The organism is Cobetia sp. UCD-24C, from assembly GCF_001306765.1.
In the GTDB taxonomy this organism is placed as follows: Bacteria; Pseudomonadota; Gammaproteobacteria; order Pseudomonadales; family Halomonadaceae; genus Cobetia; species Cobetia amphilecti.
Genome location: NZ_LJTD01000003.1, coordinates 1 through 15,487, shown reverse-complemented (window position 1 = coordinate 15,487; position 15,487 = coordinate 1). Strand labels below are relative to the sequence as shown.

The following is a 15,487-nucleotide window of genomic DNA, read 5'->3' as shown; positions in this document are numbered from 1 at the left end:
CTGAGGCGTCGTTTCTTGTGTTATCGCTGTGCGCCATCAGCCGATCGAGAGCTCGGTGCGCGCATAGCTGATGCCGGGGCGGCTACGGGTCGCCAGCAGATAGCCGAGGGCGAGTGGCCCGGTGCGGCCCAGCAGCATGGTCGCGATGATCAGCAATTGTCCGCCGGGCGAGAGCTCGGGCGTCAGGCCGTGGCTCAGGCCGACGGTGCCGAAGGCCGAGACGGTCTCGAAGGCCAACGACAGGAAGGCGTGGTCCGGGTCGGTGATGGTCAGGCCGAACAGCATGCTGAAGATCAGCAGCATCGCCGCCAGTGCCACGGCGATCGACTTGAAGACGGTGTCATCACCGATGCGGCGGCCGTGCAGGGTGGGGGAGGGCTCGCTGCGCAGAAAGGCACGCGTGGTCAGCAGCAGCACCACGAAGGTGGTCAACTTGATGCCGCTGGCCGTCGAGCCGCTGCCGCCGCCGATGAACATCAGCGCCATGGTCCACAGGGTCGAGGCTTGTGTCATCTCGGCGGAATCGATGACGCTGAACCCGGCGGTGCGCGGTGTGATGGCCATGAAGGCAGCGGCGAGCAAGCGTTCGCCATGACTGGCCATGGCGCCCAGCGTGCCGGGGTTGCGCCATTCAAGCGCCAGTATCACCACAAGACTCAGCAGGTTGAGTGCCACGGTGGCCTCAATCACCAGGCGTGTCTGCACCGAGAAGCGTGACGGCTGCAGCAATACGCGCCAGCCATGTTGGCGACGCCGCTCGCGCAGCTCGCCGATGACGGCAAAGCCGATGCCGCCGGTCATGAACAGAATGCCGATCACGCCGCTGGTCAGGGGGTTGGCCGCCTCGCGCATCAGGCTGTCCGGCCACAGGGTGAAGCCGGCATTGTTGAAGGCCGAGACCGAGTGGAAAAGGCTCAGCCAGAGCCCCTCCTGCCAGCCGTACTCGGGCACCCAGTCCAACGCCAGCAAGGAGGCGCCTGCCAGCTCGAGCGTCAGCGCAAAGGCGGTGATGATCTTGAGCAGGCGGCCTATCTCGCGTGAGCTGCTGCGATTGAGCGCCTCGCGCAGCAGGCTGGTCTGATGCATCGGCAGGCGCTGGCCCAGCATCACCAGCGACAGGGCGGCGATGGTCATGAAGCCGAGTCCTCCGAGCTGGATCAGTATCAGCACGACGGTCTGGCCCGCGAGGGTGAAGTCGCTGAGCGGAGTGACGGAGAGGCCGGTGACCGTGACGGCAGAGGTCGCGGTGAACAGCGCCGACAGCCAGCTCAGCCCTTGCTGGTGCATGCCGGGCAGTTTCAGCAGGCAGGCGCCCAGCATGCCGAGGCCCAGAAAGCCGCTCAGCAGAATCTCCGGCGGCGACAGATGGATGATGGGCCCGCGTGGGCTGCGGGTCAGGGGGCGAAGATAGCGCCGGTAGCGCTGCCTCATAGATGTGCTCCCAACTTGCGTAGCGCGCTCAGCTCGCCGATCAGAACCAGGTGGTCGCCGGCGGCCAGTCGCGTGCTGCCGGAGGGTTGGCGATCGAGGGTCTTGCCCTTGCGCAGCGCGATCACGCTGATGTCGTCATCGATGGGCAGCTGATCGAGCTGCTGGCAGTCATCGCCCAGTCGTGCACTGACCTCCAGCTCGACCACGAACTGGTGATCGCCGAGATGGATGAAGTCGACCATGGCATGGTAGGCGAGGCTTTCCGCCACGCGCACGCCCAGGTCGTACTCCGGATGCACGATGTGGTCGACACCCAGGCGGCTGAGCAGCTTGTGGTGTGCATCCGAGGTGGCCTTGACCCACAGCTCCCTGGCGCCGAGCTCCTTGGCCAGCAGCGCGCAGATCAGGCTCTGTTCCATCGAGTCGGCCAGATCGATCAAGACGGCGTCGTACTGCTCAAGCCCCAGCTCCTGCAGGGCATGTTCGTCGGTGGGGTCCGCGATCACGGCCTGATTGAGCAGGTCTGCCACGGCATTGAGGCGCTTCTCATCGGCATCCACGCCGAGCACTTCATGGTCATGGCGCCTTAGTTCCCGCGCGACGGTGCTGCCGAAATAGCCCAGTCCGATAACCGCGAATTGACGATGCATGACGACTCCTTGTCTGCGCTGCTGGGTGAGGCCATACGCTCTTTGTCCCGACGCTCTCTGGCCAGGCACTCTTAGGCCCAGCACTCTCTAGCCAGAGCGTTCTCGTCTGCGTCTCTTGAATGAGCCTACTCCAGTGATGCGGGGATGTCGGGTCCTTTTGCGGCGCGGTGCGACTCAGGCGAGGTTGCTTGTCAGGCCTGGGAGGCAGGTGTCGTTTCAAATGTTACCAATTTGAAGCATCCAATGTAGAGTGATTACCGTCGTGTGGTGATGGCGTTTTTGCAGAGGAATTCTGAGGGAATCGTGGTGATTTTCGATGGGAATCGCGGACGAACCTGCTTCACATCAGTAAAATGGTCTGTGTGAGCACCCAAGGCGGCCAGGCGTTGCGTCGATCACCACTGGCTCACAACAATAACTCGTAAGGTATTCCATGACGGCAAGACAGCAACCCAAGAGTCTCTGGATCAGTCGCTGGGGCTTCATCCTTGCAGCTACCGGTTCCGCGGTAGGGCTGGGCAATATCTGGAAGTTTCCCTATATCACCGGTGAATATGGCGGGGGCGCCTTCGTGCTGGTGTATCTGGCCTGCATTCTCGCCGTGGGCGTGCCCGTGATGATGGCGGAGATCGCCTTCGGGCGGCGCGGGCGCGGCAGCCCCATCGAGGCGATTGCCAATCTGGCGCGTGAAGCGGGGGCCAATCCGTTGTGGAAGGTCTTCGGCTGGATCGCGATGCTGGCCGGCTTCATGATCCTGTCGTTCTATGTCGTGGTGGCGGGGTGGTCGTTCAGTTACCTGTGGAAGATGGCCAGTGGCGCGCTGTCCGGACACAGCGTCGCGGAGCTGGGCGCCATCTTCGAGGCCGGCAACGCCAACCCCTGGGCGCTGGGTGGCTGGGCCACGCTGGTGACGGTGGTGACGATGCTGATCGTCGGGCGCGGGGTGCAGGAAGGCGTCGAGAAGAGCGTGCGCTGGATGATGCCGGGCATGGTGATCATGCTGCTGATCATGATCGGCTATGCCCTGACCTCGGGCAACTTCTCCGCAGGCTTCCACTTCCTGTTCGATTTCGATGTCACGCGCTTGAGCAGTGAAGGGGTGCTGGCCGCGCTGGGGCATGCCTTCTTTACCCTGTCGCTGGCCTCCGGCGCCATCCTCACCTACGGCTCCTACCTGCCGTCGGGCACCTCCATCGCCCGCACCACCTTCACGGTGGCGATCGCCGATACCCTGGTGGCACTGATGGCGGGTCTGGCGATCTTCCCGATCATCTTCGCCAATGGCATGGACCCGTCCTCCGGGCCGGGGCTGATCTTCATGAGTCTGCCGGTGGCCTTCAATCAGATGCCCTCCGGGCAGCTGTTCGGGGTGCTGTTCTTCGCCATGCTCTCGATCGCCGCCCTGACCTCCGCCATCTCGATGATCGAGGCGACCGTCGCCTGGCTGAGCGAGAACCGCAACATGAGCCGCACCAAGGCCTCGTGGCTGGCCGGCAGCGTGCTGTGGCTGGTGTCGATGTTCGCGATGCTGTCGTTCAATCTCGGTGCGGACTGGACGCTGGCCGGCAAGCACTTCTTCGACTGGCTCGATTACCTGACCTCGCGCTGGATGATGCCGATCGGTGGCATCGCCATGGCGCTGCTGGCCGGGTTCGTCTTCAAGAGCAGCATGCTGCGTGATGAGCTGAACCTGAGCGATGCCGGCTATCGTCTGTGGCTGTTCATGATTCGCTATGTCAGCCCGGTCTGCATCCTGGCGATCTTCGTCGATGCCCTGGGCGTCGCAGAGCTGTCATTCGGCGACTGGCCGTATTTCGTGGCCGTCATCCTGGCGGCCTGTCTCGTGGGTGAGCTGCTCTCGCCACGCCTGCGCGAGCGTGCCGCCGAGCAGGGCTGATATGATCGCTGGCATCAGTTCGATAGCGTCAGCCTGGTAGTCATCAATGCGGCATGAAAAAGCCCCCTGCAGCGAGCTGCAGGGGGCTTTTAGTTATGGTATCTGTGGTCTGTCTGCTGGTATCTGTGTGCCAGCTGGCGCCGTTACTCGCCTTCCAGACCGGTGATCGGCTTGACCGTGCCCCAGTGGCGGCACTTCGGACATTGCCAGAGCAGCATCGAGGCTTCGAAGCCGCAGCGATGACAGCGATGGCGAGGACGCGCCTGGATCAGCTGCTGGGTATGACGCTTGAGCAGATTGAAACGCTCGGTCTCGCGCTCATCGGCATCCAGCAGGTAGAGATCGAGCAGGTAGTCGACGCCGCGCAGGCTGGGGTGACGATGCAGTTGCTCGCTGGCGAAGCTGGCAGCGGCCTCGACGCCCTCGCGGCGCTCGATCAATTGCGCAAGGCTGATGACCGTCGTGGTGTAGGGCGCGCGCTCGACTTCCTGATGCAGCAGGCGTACCAGGCCGCTCTCGTCATCCAGCATGCGAAAGGCGTTGCCCAATGGCTTGAGGATGATGGGGGTGAAGCCGGTGTCCTGACGTGGAATGCGCTGCAGCAGGCGGATGCACTGCTTGTAGTTGGCATGATCGAATTCGATCTCGGCCAGCATCCAGTTGGCGCGTACGCATTTCTCGTCGGTGGAGAGCGCCTGCTTGAGGCGCTTGCGGGCCATCGCCTGGCTGCCATCGGCGATATCCAGCGCGGCCAGTTCGCAGTGCCAGTGGGCCGCCGCGCGGCGGATGCCGCCTTCCTGGCGCAGAATGGCGTGGGCGACTTCGAGTGCGGCCTCCCATTCGCGTTCCCGCTCAAGGAGGTCGATCAACAGGCGGCGGCCGGCACGCCGATGGCTGTCGTGCTGCGCTTGCTTGAGGAGGGTTTCCAGCAGCTTCTCGGCGCGGTCATAGACACCGCTGCGCATGAAGTCGCGGGCCAGTTCCAGCTGGACACGCTCGCCCTGTTCGCTATCCAGGGCAGGGCGGGCCAGCAGGTTCTGGTGAATCTTGACGGCACGATCGACTTCGCCGCGACTGCGATAGAGATTGCCCAGCGCGATGTGGGTATCGACGGTGTCGCTGTTGACTTCCAGGGCCTGAACGAAGGTTTCGATGGCACGATCAGGCTGCTCGTTGAGCAGATGATTGAGGCCGACGAAGTAGTCGCGGGACAGGGTGGCAGGAGCCGGTGCTTGTTCATCGGGGCGACGATCACGCCGCCCCAGCCAGAATCCGATGGCGATGGCCGCCATCAGCAATCCCAGCAATATCAGATCAGGCATTTATGCCACTTCCTTGATCTCCTGGATGCGCAGTTGGTCCAGTTCCTTGCGTTGCTGCTGGTTGCGACGCTGGGCACGGGTCAACAGCGTGCGCAGGCGCAGGTACATGCCCGTCATCGCGACCATGCCAAGCACGACGCCGACGGCCAGCGAGAACAGCAGCCACATGGAAAGGGACGCAGCAGGCAGCTCTACCCAGATGAGGTCGAGGGGCACGGCTTGCTGGTTGTGAACGGCAAAGAGAATACCGACCAGCAGGACGATCAGCAGGATCACGGCCAGAACGAGACCTTTTAGCCAACGCATAACGGTTTCCTTGTCATGAAATGCAGTCGTGAATCATCTGGGAGCGAGTGTATCACTGCCCATCGCGCGAGTCTTGGCGGCGACGCCGTGAGGTGGGTGGCTGTCGTCTCTGGCATGACGGCTTGAGCAGATGTCGGCCGGCGCCGAGCCAGTCGGCCCCGTCACGCCGGGTCTTCCTCTGCGGGCAGCGCTGTCAGGTCAGTCGCGCCGTCGTCTTTGGCACTGTCATCAGTCGCGCTGTCGTCAATACCCCAGGGCGCGACTGGCATCGACTTGCTCGCGCAGCTCCTTGCCGGGCTTGAAGTGGGGGACGAACTTGCCATCCAGGTCCACCGGCTCACCGGTCTTGGGGTTGCGCCCCAGTCGTGGCTCACGGTAGTGCAGCGAGAAGCTGCCGAAACCGCGAATCTCGACGCGACCGCCGTGGGCCAGGGCGTCTGTCACATCATCGAGGATGATGCGAACCGCGGCCTCTACATCCTTGAGCGACAACTCAGGCTGTCGCATGGCTATCTGTTCGATCAGCTCGGACTTGGTCATCGGATCTCTCCATGCCTGCACCTTTCTCGCGAAAGGCGTTCGTGATGCGGCAGCCGGGCGACCTCTTGTCACCGGACAGGCACACGCATCCTTGTGATTGTTATCTCCTCAGCATAATGGGCAAATCCTGAGAAAACAACGCACTAGGGACATCATTGCCGATCACGGCACGGATTGCCAATTCCTGCCCGAGCAACGGGTCAACGGATGCCGCTGACGCCCCCCTCGGGTATACTGCGCGCATTGATGTGACGACTGAGGTTCAGGCAATGGAAGATGTGATTCGCAAGCGGCTTCATTGGCATTCGCGTCGCGGCATGTGGGAGCTCGATCTGCTGCTGCTGCCGTTTCTGGAGCAGCGTTTCGACGCCTTGAGCGAAGACGACAAGGCGCTCTATGTGCAGCTGCTGGCCGAAGAGGACCAGGACCTCTTCGTGTGGCTGATGAAGCGCGACCCGTGCGGCAATGCCGAGTACCAGCGCCTGATCAACATGGTGATCGCCAATGCCGAGAATGGCGAGCGCGATCAGTTCAAGGGCCTCTAGACAGGCGTTCGCGACCCACGCCAGCCTGCGCGTCGGGCTGTTGGCGGCGAGTCTCGCCTTGTGGGTCTGGCTTGCCGAGCTGGCGACTGGCCAGTTGGTTGTCAGTGCCTGGTGGACCTGTCAGTGGCAATATCTACGCAATGCCCTGCCTTTCGAGGCGGGGCATTGTGCGTTTGAGGGGCTCGCTCAGCTGCCGGATGGCGTCATGGCGCTGCTGAGCGTGTTGGGGCTGGGCTGGCTGCTGCAGGCCGTAGAGCTGGTGTCATGGTGGCGCCAGGCTCGGCGGCGCCTCAAGGACCCCGAGGCGCGAGTCTGGCTGGCCCTGGGGGGCAGCCTCTGCGCCGATGCGGCGCTTGCCAGCGGTGGCCAGGCGCCAGTGCCGGAGAGCGAGGCTGAAGCCAAGACCGAAGCAGAGAGCGAAGTCGAGACCGAAGCCAGCGATACCCCGCCTGCGTCAGAGGCGCGCCATCGTCACCCGGAGATGCAGCTCTGCTGGTGGTGGGCCGATGGTGCCTCACGCAGCTGGCAGCCCGTCAACGTGCGCTGTCTGTGGTGCTCACCACGTCTGCTGGGGCTCGAGATCTCGCCGCAGGGCTTCGGACCACAGGGGGTGGGGCCACAGGGGATGGGGCTGCAGGGCTTGAGAGCGCAGGGCGCGGACCAGCAGCACCTGAAAACCCAGCGGGTGTGGCTGTGGCCGGATAGCGCCTCCAGCGAAGACCTTCACCAGCTGCGGCTGTGGTTGCTGTGGCCGCCCTTGCCGCATGGCTTGCCGCGTCAGCCGCCGCCATTGGAGACCCTGCGGCGCGTCGCTGCCCAGGGCTCCCGCCCACGCTGAGCCTGCTCATGGGCCTTTTCATGGGGCTTCGCATAAGCCTTCTCAAGAGCCGCTCAGGTCGCGGCAGCGAAGGCCGAGAGGCGAATGACGCTATCGCGGGCACGCGGCGCCGGCATCGGGAAGTCGCGGATGAAGTGCAGGCCACGTGACTCATGGCGCTGATGGGCGCACAGCAGCAGCAGCGGTGCCAGCGTCAGGGCCTGATAGAGCGCAAGGTGATCGAGCCCTGCACGCGGCGCTGAAGCTTGCCTGTGCTGCTCGGTCTCCGCCGTTTGCCCCGCCTCCAGCGAGACCCACTGCGCTATCTGCTTCAGCGCCTCCCTCAGGCCGTGCTGGCTGCGCTCGATCCCCGCTTGCAGACTCATCAGCTGGCGCAAGCTTTGCAGGCGCGTGCGCGCCTCGTCGGCGCTCAGATGCATCACGCAGCGCCAGACCTGACCATTGTCGGCAAGCTGTGTGAGCAGGGCGGCGTGCTGCGGCATCAGCGAGTCGAGCGTGCTCATCAGGCGTGGCTCGTCGGCGCGGCGCGGCTGCCCCAGCGCTTCACCACAGGCGCGCGCCTGCACCAGGCACTCGAGCAGCGAGTTGCTGGCCATGCGGTTGGCGCCGTGCAGGCCCGTGCAGGCGACTTCGCCGATGGCCCACAGGCCCGGCAGGTCGCTGGCGCCATCCAGTCCGGTGGCGATGCCGCCGCAGCTGTAGTGGGCGGCAGGGACGACGGGAATCGGTGCATGACGAATATCGATTCCGCGTGCCAGGCAGTGCTCGGCGATGGTCGGGAAGTGGTGCTCGATCGCCTCGGCTCCCAGCGCGCTGATATCCAGACAGACATGCTCGAGGCCGTGCGTGCGCATCTCGGCGAGGATGGCGCGTGCCACGACATCACGCGGCGCCAGCTCCAGGCGCGGATCATGATCGGCCATGAAGCGATGCCCATCCGGGCGCAGCAGCAGTCCCCCTTCGCCCCGTACCGCCTCGGAGATCAAAAAGGGCGTGCCATCGGGGTCATACAGGCAGGTGGGATGAAACTGCTGGAATTCCAGGTTCATCAGGCTGGCGCCGGCGCGGGTCGCCATCGCCATGCCATCACCGACGCTGGCGCTCGGGCTGGTGGCGTGGGCGAACAGGCCGCTGGCGCCGCCGGTGGCCAGTACCAGGTCATTGGCCGCCAGCCATTGGCGCTGGCCCGTGCCATCCATCACCCACAGACCGCTGGCGCGACCCGCATTGACCGCGATGTCGACGGCCAGCAGGTCTTCGAGAATCTCGATGTTCGGGTGAGCTTCGACGTGGGCGCTGAGCGTATCGAGCAGCGCTCGCCCGGTGGCGTCGGCGGCGTGGATGATGCGGCGGCGACCATGCCCCCCTTCACGGGTGAGGTGGAAGGGGTAGCTGGCGTCGGCGTCGGCCGGGGTGAAGGGCACGCCAAGCGCGATCAGCCATTCGATGGCCTCCCGCGAGTGGCCGACGGTGAAGCGCACCGCGCGCTCGTTGCACAGGCCATCGCCGGCAATCAGGGTGTCAGCGACATGGGATTCCACATCGTCCTCGGGCGCCAGCACCGCCGCGATACCGCCCTGCGCCCAGCGGCTGGCGCCCTGTGCCTCACGCGCCGGACGCAACAGCGTGACGCGGCGAGTACGCGGGCCGGGGGGCAGGCGATTGGCGAGGCTGAGTGCCAGGGTCAAACCTGCCGCGCCGCCACCGACGATCAGCACGTCATGCTGGCTTGCGGGAGTCACTCCGGATACTGAGTTCATGTGTCTTTCCTGGCAATCTCATTGCCGGCCGAGTCCGGCTGGCGCCTGTCGTGGCGGTCTGGCTCATCGCTGCTGTTGTCACTGATGCTGTCATCATTAGCCCGCGCTTTGCTGGCCGTCTCATTATTGGCCGGAGCTTTGCTGGCCGGCGCTTCACTGACCGAAGAGTGATGCTCGCTAGCGCTGTTCTCGCGCCTGGTGGGGGCTGCCGTATCGCCCGGTGTCGGGTCTTCCGGCAGGAACAGGCGGCGCGCATCACTGATCAGGCCATGGCCCGGCAGTCGGCGTTGCAGGCGCTGGCTCGGCAGGCGCTCCAGCAAGGCCAGGCGCTCGCCCAGGGCTTCGGTCAGGCGTGCCAGCTCGCGATTGAGCCACAGGTAGCCTGCCGGGCTGAACAGCGCGCGGCCGTTGCGGCTTTCGACATTGCGAACATCGGCATAGCGTTGCAGGTCAAAGGGCGTCACCGTCAGTTCGATGCTCTGGCCGGTGCGCACCTGAAAGGCCAGGGTCCCCAGCGCGCGGGCCAGACGATGCTGGGCATCGCGCAGGCCATCCAGCCCCTCGATGAATTCATGCCCTTCGCGGGTGTTCCAGTGGGTTTCCTGCAGCAGTTCGATGGTCGAGATCATGCGGCGCTCGAAGGACAGGATTTCCTCGATGTCGGCACGATTGATGCGGCCTTCCTGAGCGACGGCATCGACCAGCCCGCGCTGCTTGACCAGCTGCGCCGAGGTGGCACGCACCAGCGCGAGACCCTCATTGACGCCCTCACGCTCGGCCTTGGTATGACCGTGGTAGAGGCGTGCCAGCTTGTCGAGGTTGTCGGCCAGCAGGAAACGGAAGACATCCGTCGCCTTCTGGGGCAGCAGCACCATGCTGACCACGATGCTGATCAGGGTGCCCAGCACCACATTGAAGACGCGCCACAGCCCGATGCCGAGATCATGATTGCCATCACCGATCACCATCAGCAGCGTGACGCAGAACAGCAGCGAGCTGTAGCCATAGCGATTGCTGAAGGTGGCATTCAGTGCCAGGGCGATGCCGACGATGCTCCAGAAGGGCACCACGCCGGGCAGCGGCTCGGCGACCAGAATCAATATCAGGCCCCACAGGCCGCCAAGCAGGGTGCCGACCAGACGTTGCCAGCCCTTGTCGATGACACCGCCGACGTGGGGCAGGTTGCCCATGACCATCACGGTGCTGACCAACGCCCAGGAACTGTGCGGCAGGCTGAACAGCTCGATGATGGAAAAGCACAGCGTCAGGGCGACGGTCACGCGCAGGATATGCAGGCGCTGGCGGTGCAGATAGGTAAAGTAAGGGTTGTGCGAGAACCATTTCATCGGGCGTATCTCACTGTGCTTGTCATGAGGAAGAGGCTACCCGAGGGTGAAAGGGTTCAGTCATCGTGACCGAGAATGAGGTGAACATCTGGAGCGACAGGGTCCCGTTGCTGGAGAAGATGAGGTGATGGCCGACATTGATGGAGATGCAGTGGAGGCGTGGTATCTCCACTGCGCTGCTGATTCAGGCTCGAGGTGCTTCAAGGCTTCGGTGGCGCAAGACCATGGTGGCTCAAGACTGTAGTGATTCAAGACTGTAGTGATTCAAGACTGTAGTGATTCAAGACTGTAGTGATTCAAGACTGTAGTGGTTCAAGACTGTCGCGGTTCAAGACTGCTGCCTCTCACGCGGGAGATATTACCCCAGACGCCGGCGGTGGCAGGCGTCTGGGGAGCCTCAAGTGCCTGTGAGGGTGTCAGGCGAGCTCTTTCAAGGCGTTGACGATATCTTCGGGTTCCGAGCGTGTCCGGTAATCGACATCAACATGACGCCAGCTCACGGTTCTGTCTTGTGCGATGACGAAGGTCGCCGGGATGGGCAATACACTGCCATCACCGTTGTTGATGGCATCCAGATCGAGTTCACGGTCCACGCGCATGTGTTCCATCAGATAGTCCGGCACCTTCCAGGCGACGCCATAGCGAGAGGCGACCTCTGCGTCCTGGTCTGACAACACGTGGAACTTCATCTCGTCGATCTCGGTGGCGGAGAGCGAGTCATCCGGCACCTGTGGGCTGATGGCGACCAACTGTGCGCCGTGAGCGCGAATGTCATCGAGTCGCTCATTCAGGGCTCTCAGCTGCAAGCTGCAGTAGGGGCACCAGTCACCACGATAGAAGGTGACCACGACCGGGCCTGATTCGAGCAATTCCTCGAGAGACACTGCCTGGCCTGCGGCGTTGGGCAGCGCGAACCCGGGTGCCTTCTCGCCCACGGAGAGAGCATTCGCACCCTGTTGCAAAGCCTTGGCGTTTTCGATGATCTCATCGACATTCTTCATGAAATCAGGCTTGGCCTGGCGCCCAGCTTCAACCTTCGCTTCAGTCTGCTCTTTCAGGCTTTTCATGCTGTCCTCGCTAAGGTGGTAGTGGGCCGCTGGAAAGGGCCAGCCATAGGCCCTCGCAAGCTCGGTAGTGTAACCGAGGCCCCGTCTTGCGTAACAGAGGATTGGTGACAAGCCATCTCGCAAGCGTGCGTCCGTGCCGTTGCAGGGCGGGTGATGACGGAGCCCGGCAATGAATGTGTAATTGTTATTGATAATCACTACTATCAAGCGGCTTGATTGGTATCCTGTGCGTCCCCAAGTGATCATCAGGGGATCGAAGCTGGCGATCAGGTCATTGATCAAGTTGTTGCCAGCCGCCCATCAGTGACGCCAGCCAGGTGCGACGTCATATGCAACAGCACAGGGAGACAAGCATGAGCAGCCAGACCCGCCGTGAACGCGACAGCATGGGTGAACTCGAAGTGCCGGCCAGCGCACTCTTTGGCGCCCAGACTCAGCGAGCGGTCGACAACTTCCCCGTCAGTGGCCAACCGTTGCCTGCTGCCTTCATTCGCGCCGTGGCGCGTATCAAGCTTGCCGCAGCCGAGGTCAACCGTGACCTGGAGCTGCTGGATGACGTGCGTGCCGAGGCGATCATCAAGGCGGCGCGTCAGATCATTGACGGCGATCATGCCGATCAATTCCCGGTCGATGTCTTCCAGACCGGCTCCGGCACCTCGACCAACATGAACGTCAACGAGGTGCTGACGCAGCTTGCCAATCAGCATCTGGGTGACAAGGACGTGACCGTCGGCGCCAACGACCACGTCAACATGGGACAGTCGAGCAATGATGTCATTCCGACGGCGATCCATCTATCCGCCGTCATCGCTGTCTCGGACACCCTGTTGCCGGCGCTGCGCCATCTGCATGAGGTGATCTCCCGCAAGGCCTCTGAGGTGGACGATGTCGTCAAGACCGGTCGCACTCACCTGATGGATGCGATGCCGATTCGCATGAGTCAGGAGCTGGGTGCCTGGCAGGCGCAGGTCGGGCAGGCCATCGAGCGCATCGAGCAGGTGCTGCCGCGCCTCGAGCGCCTCGCCCAGGGCGGCACCGCCGTCGGCAGTGGCATCAACGCGCATCCGGAATTCGCCGAGCGCATCGCCGACCGCCTCTCGCACCAGACCGGCCATGCCTTCCGTCCCGCCGAGAGCTTCTTCGCGGCGCTGTCCTCCCAGGACACGGCAGTCGAGCTCTCCGGCCATCTGCGTACCTACGCCGTGGCGATGATGAAGATCAGCAACGACCTGCGCTGGATGAATTCCGGACCGCTGGCAGGGCTGGGCGAGATCGAGCTTGAGGCCCTGCAGCCGGGCAGCTCCATCATGCCGGGCAAGGTCAATCCGGTGATTCCCGAGGCGGCCGCCCAGGTGGCGGCGCAGGTGATGGGCAATGACGCCACCATCGGCATCGCCGGGCAGAGCGGCAATTTCCAGCTCAATGTCATGTTGCCGCTGATCGCCAACAACCTGCTGTCCTCGATCACGTTGAGTGCCAATGTCAGCCGCCTGCTGGCGGACAAGGCCATTGCCACCTTCAACGTGCGTCAGGACAACATCGAGGCACCGCTGGCCAAGAACCCGATTCTGGTCACGGCGCTCAATCCGGTGATCGGTTACAACGAGGCGGCGCGAGTGGCCAAGGTGGCCTATCAGGCCGGGCGTCCGATTCTGGATGTGGCCGAGGAAGAGACTGAGCTGTCACGCGAGGAGCTGGAGCGTCTGCTCGACCCGGCCAAGCTGACGGCGGGCGGTATCCAGTAAGTCGTCAATACATGACCAAAAATCCCGCCTGTCCTTGAACGAAAAGCCCGCCCCTCCTTGCTGGAGGGGCGGGCTTTTTTCGCTGCCGGCTCAGCCGGTTTTCATCATGCGGCGCTTGCCAGCAGGCGTTCCTTGAGGTAGTCGCCGATGCGCGTCTTCTGCTCATCGCTCAGGCGCAGCGTCAGCTTGGTGCGGCGCCAGACGACATCCTGCACCTCACGCGCCCATTCGTGCTCGACCAGGTAGTCGATCTCGGCGGCGCTCAGGCCGGCGCCGAAGTCCTCGCCCAGGTCCGCCTCGCTCTTCTTGCCGTCGAGGAAGTGCAGGCACAGGCTGCCGTAGCTTGAGGCGAAGCGTCTGGCGCGTGCTTCGCCGAGGAACGGGTAGTCGCGCTGCAGCTGGCGGGTGAAGGCTGCGCGGCTCTCGATATCGCCACCGGGCAGGGCCTTCTCGTGGGTCCACGGCTCGCCCATGCTCGGCAGCAGTGGCTTGAGGTCTTCGAGTGCCGATTCGGCCAGCTTGCGGTAGGTGGTGATCTTGCCGCCGAAGATGGACAGCATCGGTGCGCCGCTGTCATCCAGGTGCAGGGTGTAATCACGCGTCATCGCGGACGGGTCTGCCGACTCGTCGTCACACAGCGGGCGCACGCCGGAGAAGGTCGAGACCACGTCATCGCGACTCAGCTTGCGCTTGAAGTGATGGTTGACCACCTCGAGCATGTAGTCGGTCTCATCGCTGGAGCAGGCAACCTCGGAGGGATCGCCCTTGTAGCGCACGTCAGTGGTGCCGATCAGGCTGAAGTCTTCCTGATAGGGCAGCACGAAGACGATGCGCTTGTCCTTGTTCTGCAGGATGAAGGCGCGGTCGTCGGTGTTGATGCGCGGCACGATCAGGTGGCTGCCCTGGATCATGCGGATGCCGTAGCGCGGCGTGCGTTCGGTGGCGCCCTTGATGAAGGATTCCACCCACGGGCCTGCCGCATTCACCAGGGTGCGTGCGCGGCGGATGAAGGTCTCGCCGCTGCTGACATCTTCAAGCGTCAGCTCCCAGTGACCCTCGACATCACGGGCGCCGACACAGCGGGTGCCCGTCATGATCTCGGCGCCTTGTTCGCGCGCCTGCAGCGCATTGGTGATGACCAGACGGGCATCATCGACCCAGCAATCCGAGTATTCGAAGCCTTGATTGATCTCGCTGACCAGCGGGCTCTGCTCGCCGAACTTGAGGCCCTTGGAGGCTGGCAGGGTCTCGCGCTTGCCGATGTGGTCATACAGGAACAGGCCCGCGCGAATCATCCACGCCGGACGCAGATGCGGCTGGTGCGGCAGGATGAAGCGCAGCGGCCAGATGATATGCGGCGCCTTCTTGAGCAGTACCTCGCGCTCCTGCAGGGCTTCGCGCACCAGACGGAATTCGTAGTGTTCCAGATAGCGCAGGCCACCGTGGATCAGCTTGCTGCTGGCGGAGGAGGTCGCGCTGGCGAGATCGTTCTGCTCGCACAGGGCCACGCTCAGGCCGCGGCCGCTGGCATCGTTGGCGATACCGGCGCCATTGATGCCGCCGCCGATGATGAAGAGGTCAAGAAGTGCATCGTTGTCGCGGGACATGGGCTGCTCCTGCTCGTGCCCGGCGCTACCGGGTGGGGCGAATGAGTCTGCACCGGCAAGGTGCGTGATAATAGGTTTTCGAAAGTGAACATAGCTTAGCAAAAGTCGAACATCAAGGGGATTCTTCTGCGCTGATGGCTTTCGAAAGTGATCATTTGGGCGAGTGTCTGGCAACTGAGGATTGCCTGATATTCAACCTGTTGTCTTGCCGGTGTTTTTTCTCAGTCTCTGATCATGGCGTGACATTTTCATGAAGCGCCTGGCTGTCATGTTGCCGCGCGGGCGGCGCAGGCGATGCCCGCAGTGACGGATCAAGTATCATGACACGATATACGGAGACGAAGCGGTGCCGCTGGGCAGCGCGCAGTCAGCAGCTGGGTAGCTTTCGTGATATGCGAGGTTCATCGGTGCAAAGGGGGCAAAGGGGGAAAAG

At 63.4% G+C, this 15,487-nt stretch carries 13 protein-coding genes; 4 read left to right on the top strand and 9 right to left on the bottom strand.

The features are described 5' to 3' along the window. Nucleotides 1–36: 36 nt before the first annotated feature. Nucleotides 37–1,431 carry a TrkH family potassium uptake protein gene (locus AOG28_RS04290; RefSeq protein ID WP_054555465.1) on the bottom strand — a complete coding sequence of 465 codons (1,395 nt, stop codon included), beginning with the start codon at nt 1,429–1,431 and terminating at the stop codon, nt 37–39. After that, nucleotides 1,428–2,081, bottom strand: coding sequence for a potassium channel family protein (locus AOG28_RS04285; protein ID WP_043335637.1), 654 nt, complete (start codon nt 2,079–2,081; stop codon nt 1,428–1,430). The genes AOG28_RS04290 and AOG28_RS04285 overlap by 4 nt, the downstream gene beginning before the upstream one ends. A gap of 433 nt (nt 2,082–2,514) precedes the next feature. Between AOG28_RS04285 and AOG28_RS04280 the strand changes: the two genes are divergently transcribed. After that, a complete protein-coding gene (locus AOG28_RS04280; protein ID WP_054555464.1) occupies nt 2,515–3,978 on the top strand; it encodes a sodium-dependent transporter in 1,464 nt (487 codons plus the stop codon). Between the two features lie 143 nt (nt 3,979–4,121). Here AOG28_RS04280 and lapB read toward each other — a convergent pair whose 3' ends face one another. The 3 genes from lapB to AOG28_RS04265 all read right to left on the bottom strand — a co-directional run bounded on the left by lapB (nt 4,122) and on the right by AOG28_RS04265 (nt 6,146). After that, nucleotides 4,122–5,300: a lipopolysaccharide assembly protein LapB gene (gene lapB, locus AOG28_RS04275; protein WP_054555463.1), complete on the bottom strand. Its 1,179-nt coding sequence runs from the start codon at nt 5,298–5,300 to the stop codon at nt 4,122–4,124. Continuing rightward, entirely contained in the window at nt 5,301–5,606 is a 306-nt protein-coding gene (locus AOG28_RS04270) for a lipopolysaccharide assembly protein LapA domain-containing protein (protein WP_054555462.1), read from the bottom strand. Nucleotides 5,607–5,849: 243 nt separating this feature from the next. Continuing rightward, on the bottom strand, nt 5,850–6,146 hold the full coding sequence (locus tag AOG28_RS04265) for an integration host factor subunit beta (protein WP_043335630.1): 297 nt from the start codon (nt 6,144–6,146) through the stop codon (nt 5,850–5,852). 269 nt (nt 6,147–6,415) lie between these two features. Between AOG28_RS04265 and AOG28_RS04260 the strand changes: the two genes are divergently transcribed. Next, nucleotides 6,416–6,691 (top strand): FAD assembly factor SdhE, encoded by a 276-nt coding sequence (locus AOG28_RS04260; RefSeq protein ID WP_043335628.1) that lies wholly within the window; start codon nt 6,416–6,418, stop codon nt 6,689–6,691. Continuing rightward, nucleotides 6,651–7,529 carry a hypothetical protein gene (locus AOG28_RS04255; RefSeq protein ID WP_152965332.1) on the top strand — a complete coding sequence of 293 codons (879 nt, stop codon included), beginning with the start codon at nt 6,651–6,653 and terminating at the stop codon, nt 7,527–7,529. Before AOG28_RS04260 ends, AOG28_RS04255 begins: the two co-directional genes overlap by 41 nt. 53 nt (nt 7,530–7,582) lie before the next feature. Here the strand turns inward: AOG28_RS04255 and nadB are convergent, their stop codons facing one another. The 3 genes from nadB to AOG28_RS04240 form a co-directional block, all read right to left on the bottom strand. Then, nucleotides 7,583–9,289 carry an L-aspartate oxidase gene (gene nadB / locus AOG28_RS04250; RefSeq protein WP_054555460.1) on the bottom strand — a complete coding sequence of 569 codons (1,707 nt, stop codon included), beginning with the start codon at nt 9,287–9,289 and terminating at the stop codon, nt 7,583–7,585. After that, a complete protein-coding gene (locus AOG28_RS04245) occupies nt 9,286–10,635 on the bottom strand; it encodes an FUSC family protein (RefSeq protein WP_082388251.1) in 1,350 nt (449 codons plus the stop codon). The genes nadB and AOG28_RS04245 overlap by 4 nt, the downstream gene beginning before the upstream one ends. 416 nt (nt 10,636–11,051) lie before the next feature. Next, nucleotides 11,052–11,984 (bottom strand): peroxiredoxin-like family protein, encoded by a 933-nt coding sequence (locus tag AOG28_RS04240; protein WP_200906733.1) that lies wholly within the window; start codon nt 11,982–11,984, stop codon nt 11,052–11,054. A 71-nt stretch (nt 11,985–12,055) separates the two neighbouring features. Here AOG28_RS04240 and AOG28_RS04235 point away from each other — a divergent pair, with 71 nt between their 5' ends. After that, entirely contained in the window at nt 12,056–13,447 is a 1,392-nt protein-coding gene (locus AOG28_RS04235) for a class II fumarate hydratase (protein WP_054555458.1), read from the top strand. 104 nt (nt 13,448–13,551) lie between these two features. Here AOG28_RS04235 and glpD read toward each other — a convergent pair whose 3' ends face one another. Next, nucleotides 13,552–15,054 carry a glycerol-3-phosphate dehydrogenase gene (glpD, locus tag AOG28_RS04230; protein ID WP_054555457.1) on the bottom strand — a complete coding sequence of 501 codons (1,503 nt, stop codon included), beginning with the start codon at nt 15,052–15,054 and terminating at the stop codon, nt 13,552–13,554. Nucleotides 15,055–15,487: the final 433 nt, after the last annotated feature.

Bases quoted from the DNA above. Each gene is read 5' to 3' on its own strand.
- AOG28_RS04290 (WP_054555465.1), bottom strand. From the start codon at position 1,431: ATGAGGCAGCGCTACCGGCGCTATCTTCGCCCCCTGACCCGCAGCCCA.
- AOG28_RS04285 (WP_043335637.1), bottom strand. From the start codon at position 2,081: ATGCATCGTCAATTCGCGGTTATCGGACTGGGCTATTTCGGCAGCACC.
- AOG28_RS04280 (WP_054555464.1), top strand. From the start codon at position 2,515: ATGACGGCAAGACAGCAACCCAAGAGTCTCTGGATCAGTCGCTGGGGC.
- lapB (WP_054555463.1), bottom strand. From the start codon at position 5,300: ATGCCTGATCTGATATTGCTGGGATTGCTGATGGCGGCCATCGCCATC.
- AOG28_RS04270 (WP_054555462.1), bottom strand. From the start codon at position 5,606: ATGCGTTGGCTAAAAGGTCTCGTTCTGGCCGTGATCCTGCTGATCGTC.
- AOG28_RS04265 (WP_043335630.1), bottom strand. From the start codon at position 6,146: ATGACCAAGTCCGAGCTGATCGAACAGATAGCCATGCGACAGCCTGAG.
- AOG28_RS04260 (WP_043335628.1), top strand. From the start codon at position 6,416: ATGGAAGATGTGATTCGCAAGCGGCTTCATTGGCATTCGCGTCGCGGC.
- AOG28_RS04255 (WP_152965332.1), top strand. From the start codon at position 6,651: ATGCCGAGAATGGCGAGCGCGATCAGTTCAAGGGCCTCTAGACAGGCG.
- nadB (WP_054555460.1), bottom strand. From the start codon at position 9,289: ATGAACTCAGTATCCGGAGTGACTCCCGCAAGCCAGCATGACGTGCTG.
- AOG28_RS04245 (WP_082388251.1), bottom strand. From the start codon at position 10,635: ATGAAATGGTTCTCGCACAACCCTTACTTTACCTATCTGCACCGCCAG.
- AOG28_RS04235 (WP_054555458.1), top strand. From the start codon at position 12,056: ATGAGCAGCCAGACCCGCCGTGAACGCGACAGCATGGGTGAACTCGAA.
- glpD (WP_054555457.1), bottom strand. From the start codon at position 15,054: ATGTCCCGCGACAACGATGCACTTCTTGACCTCTTCATCATCGGCGGC.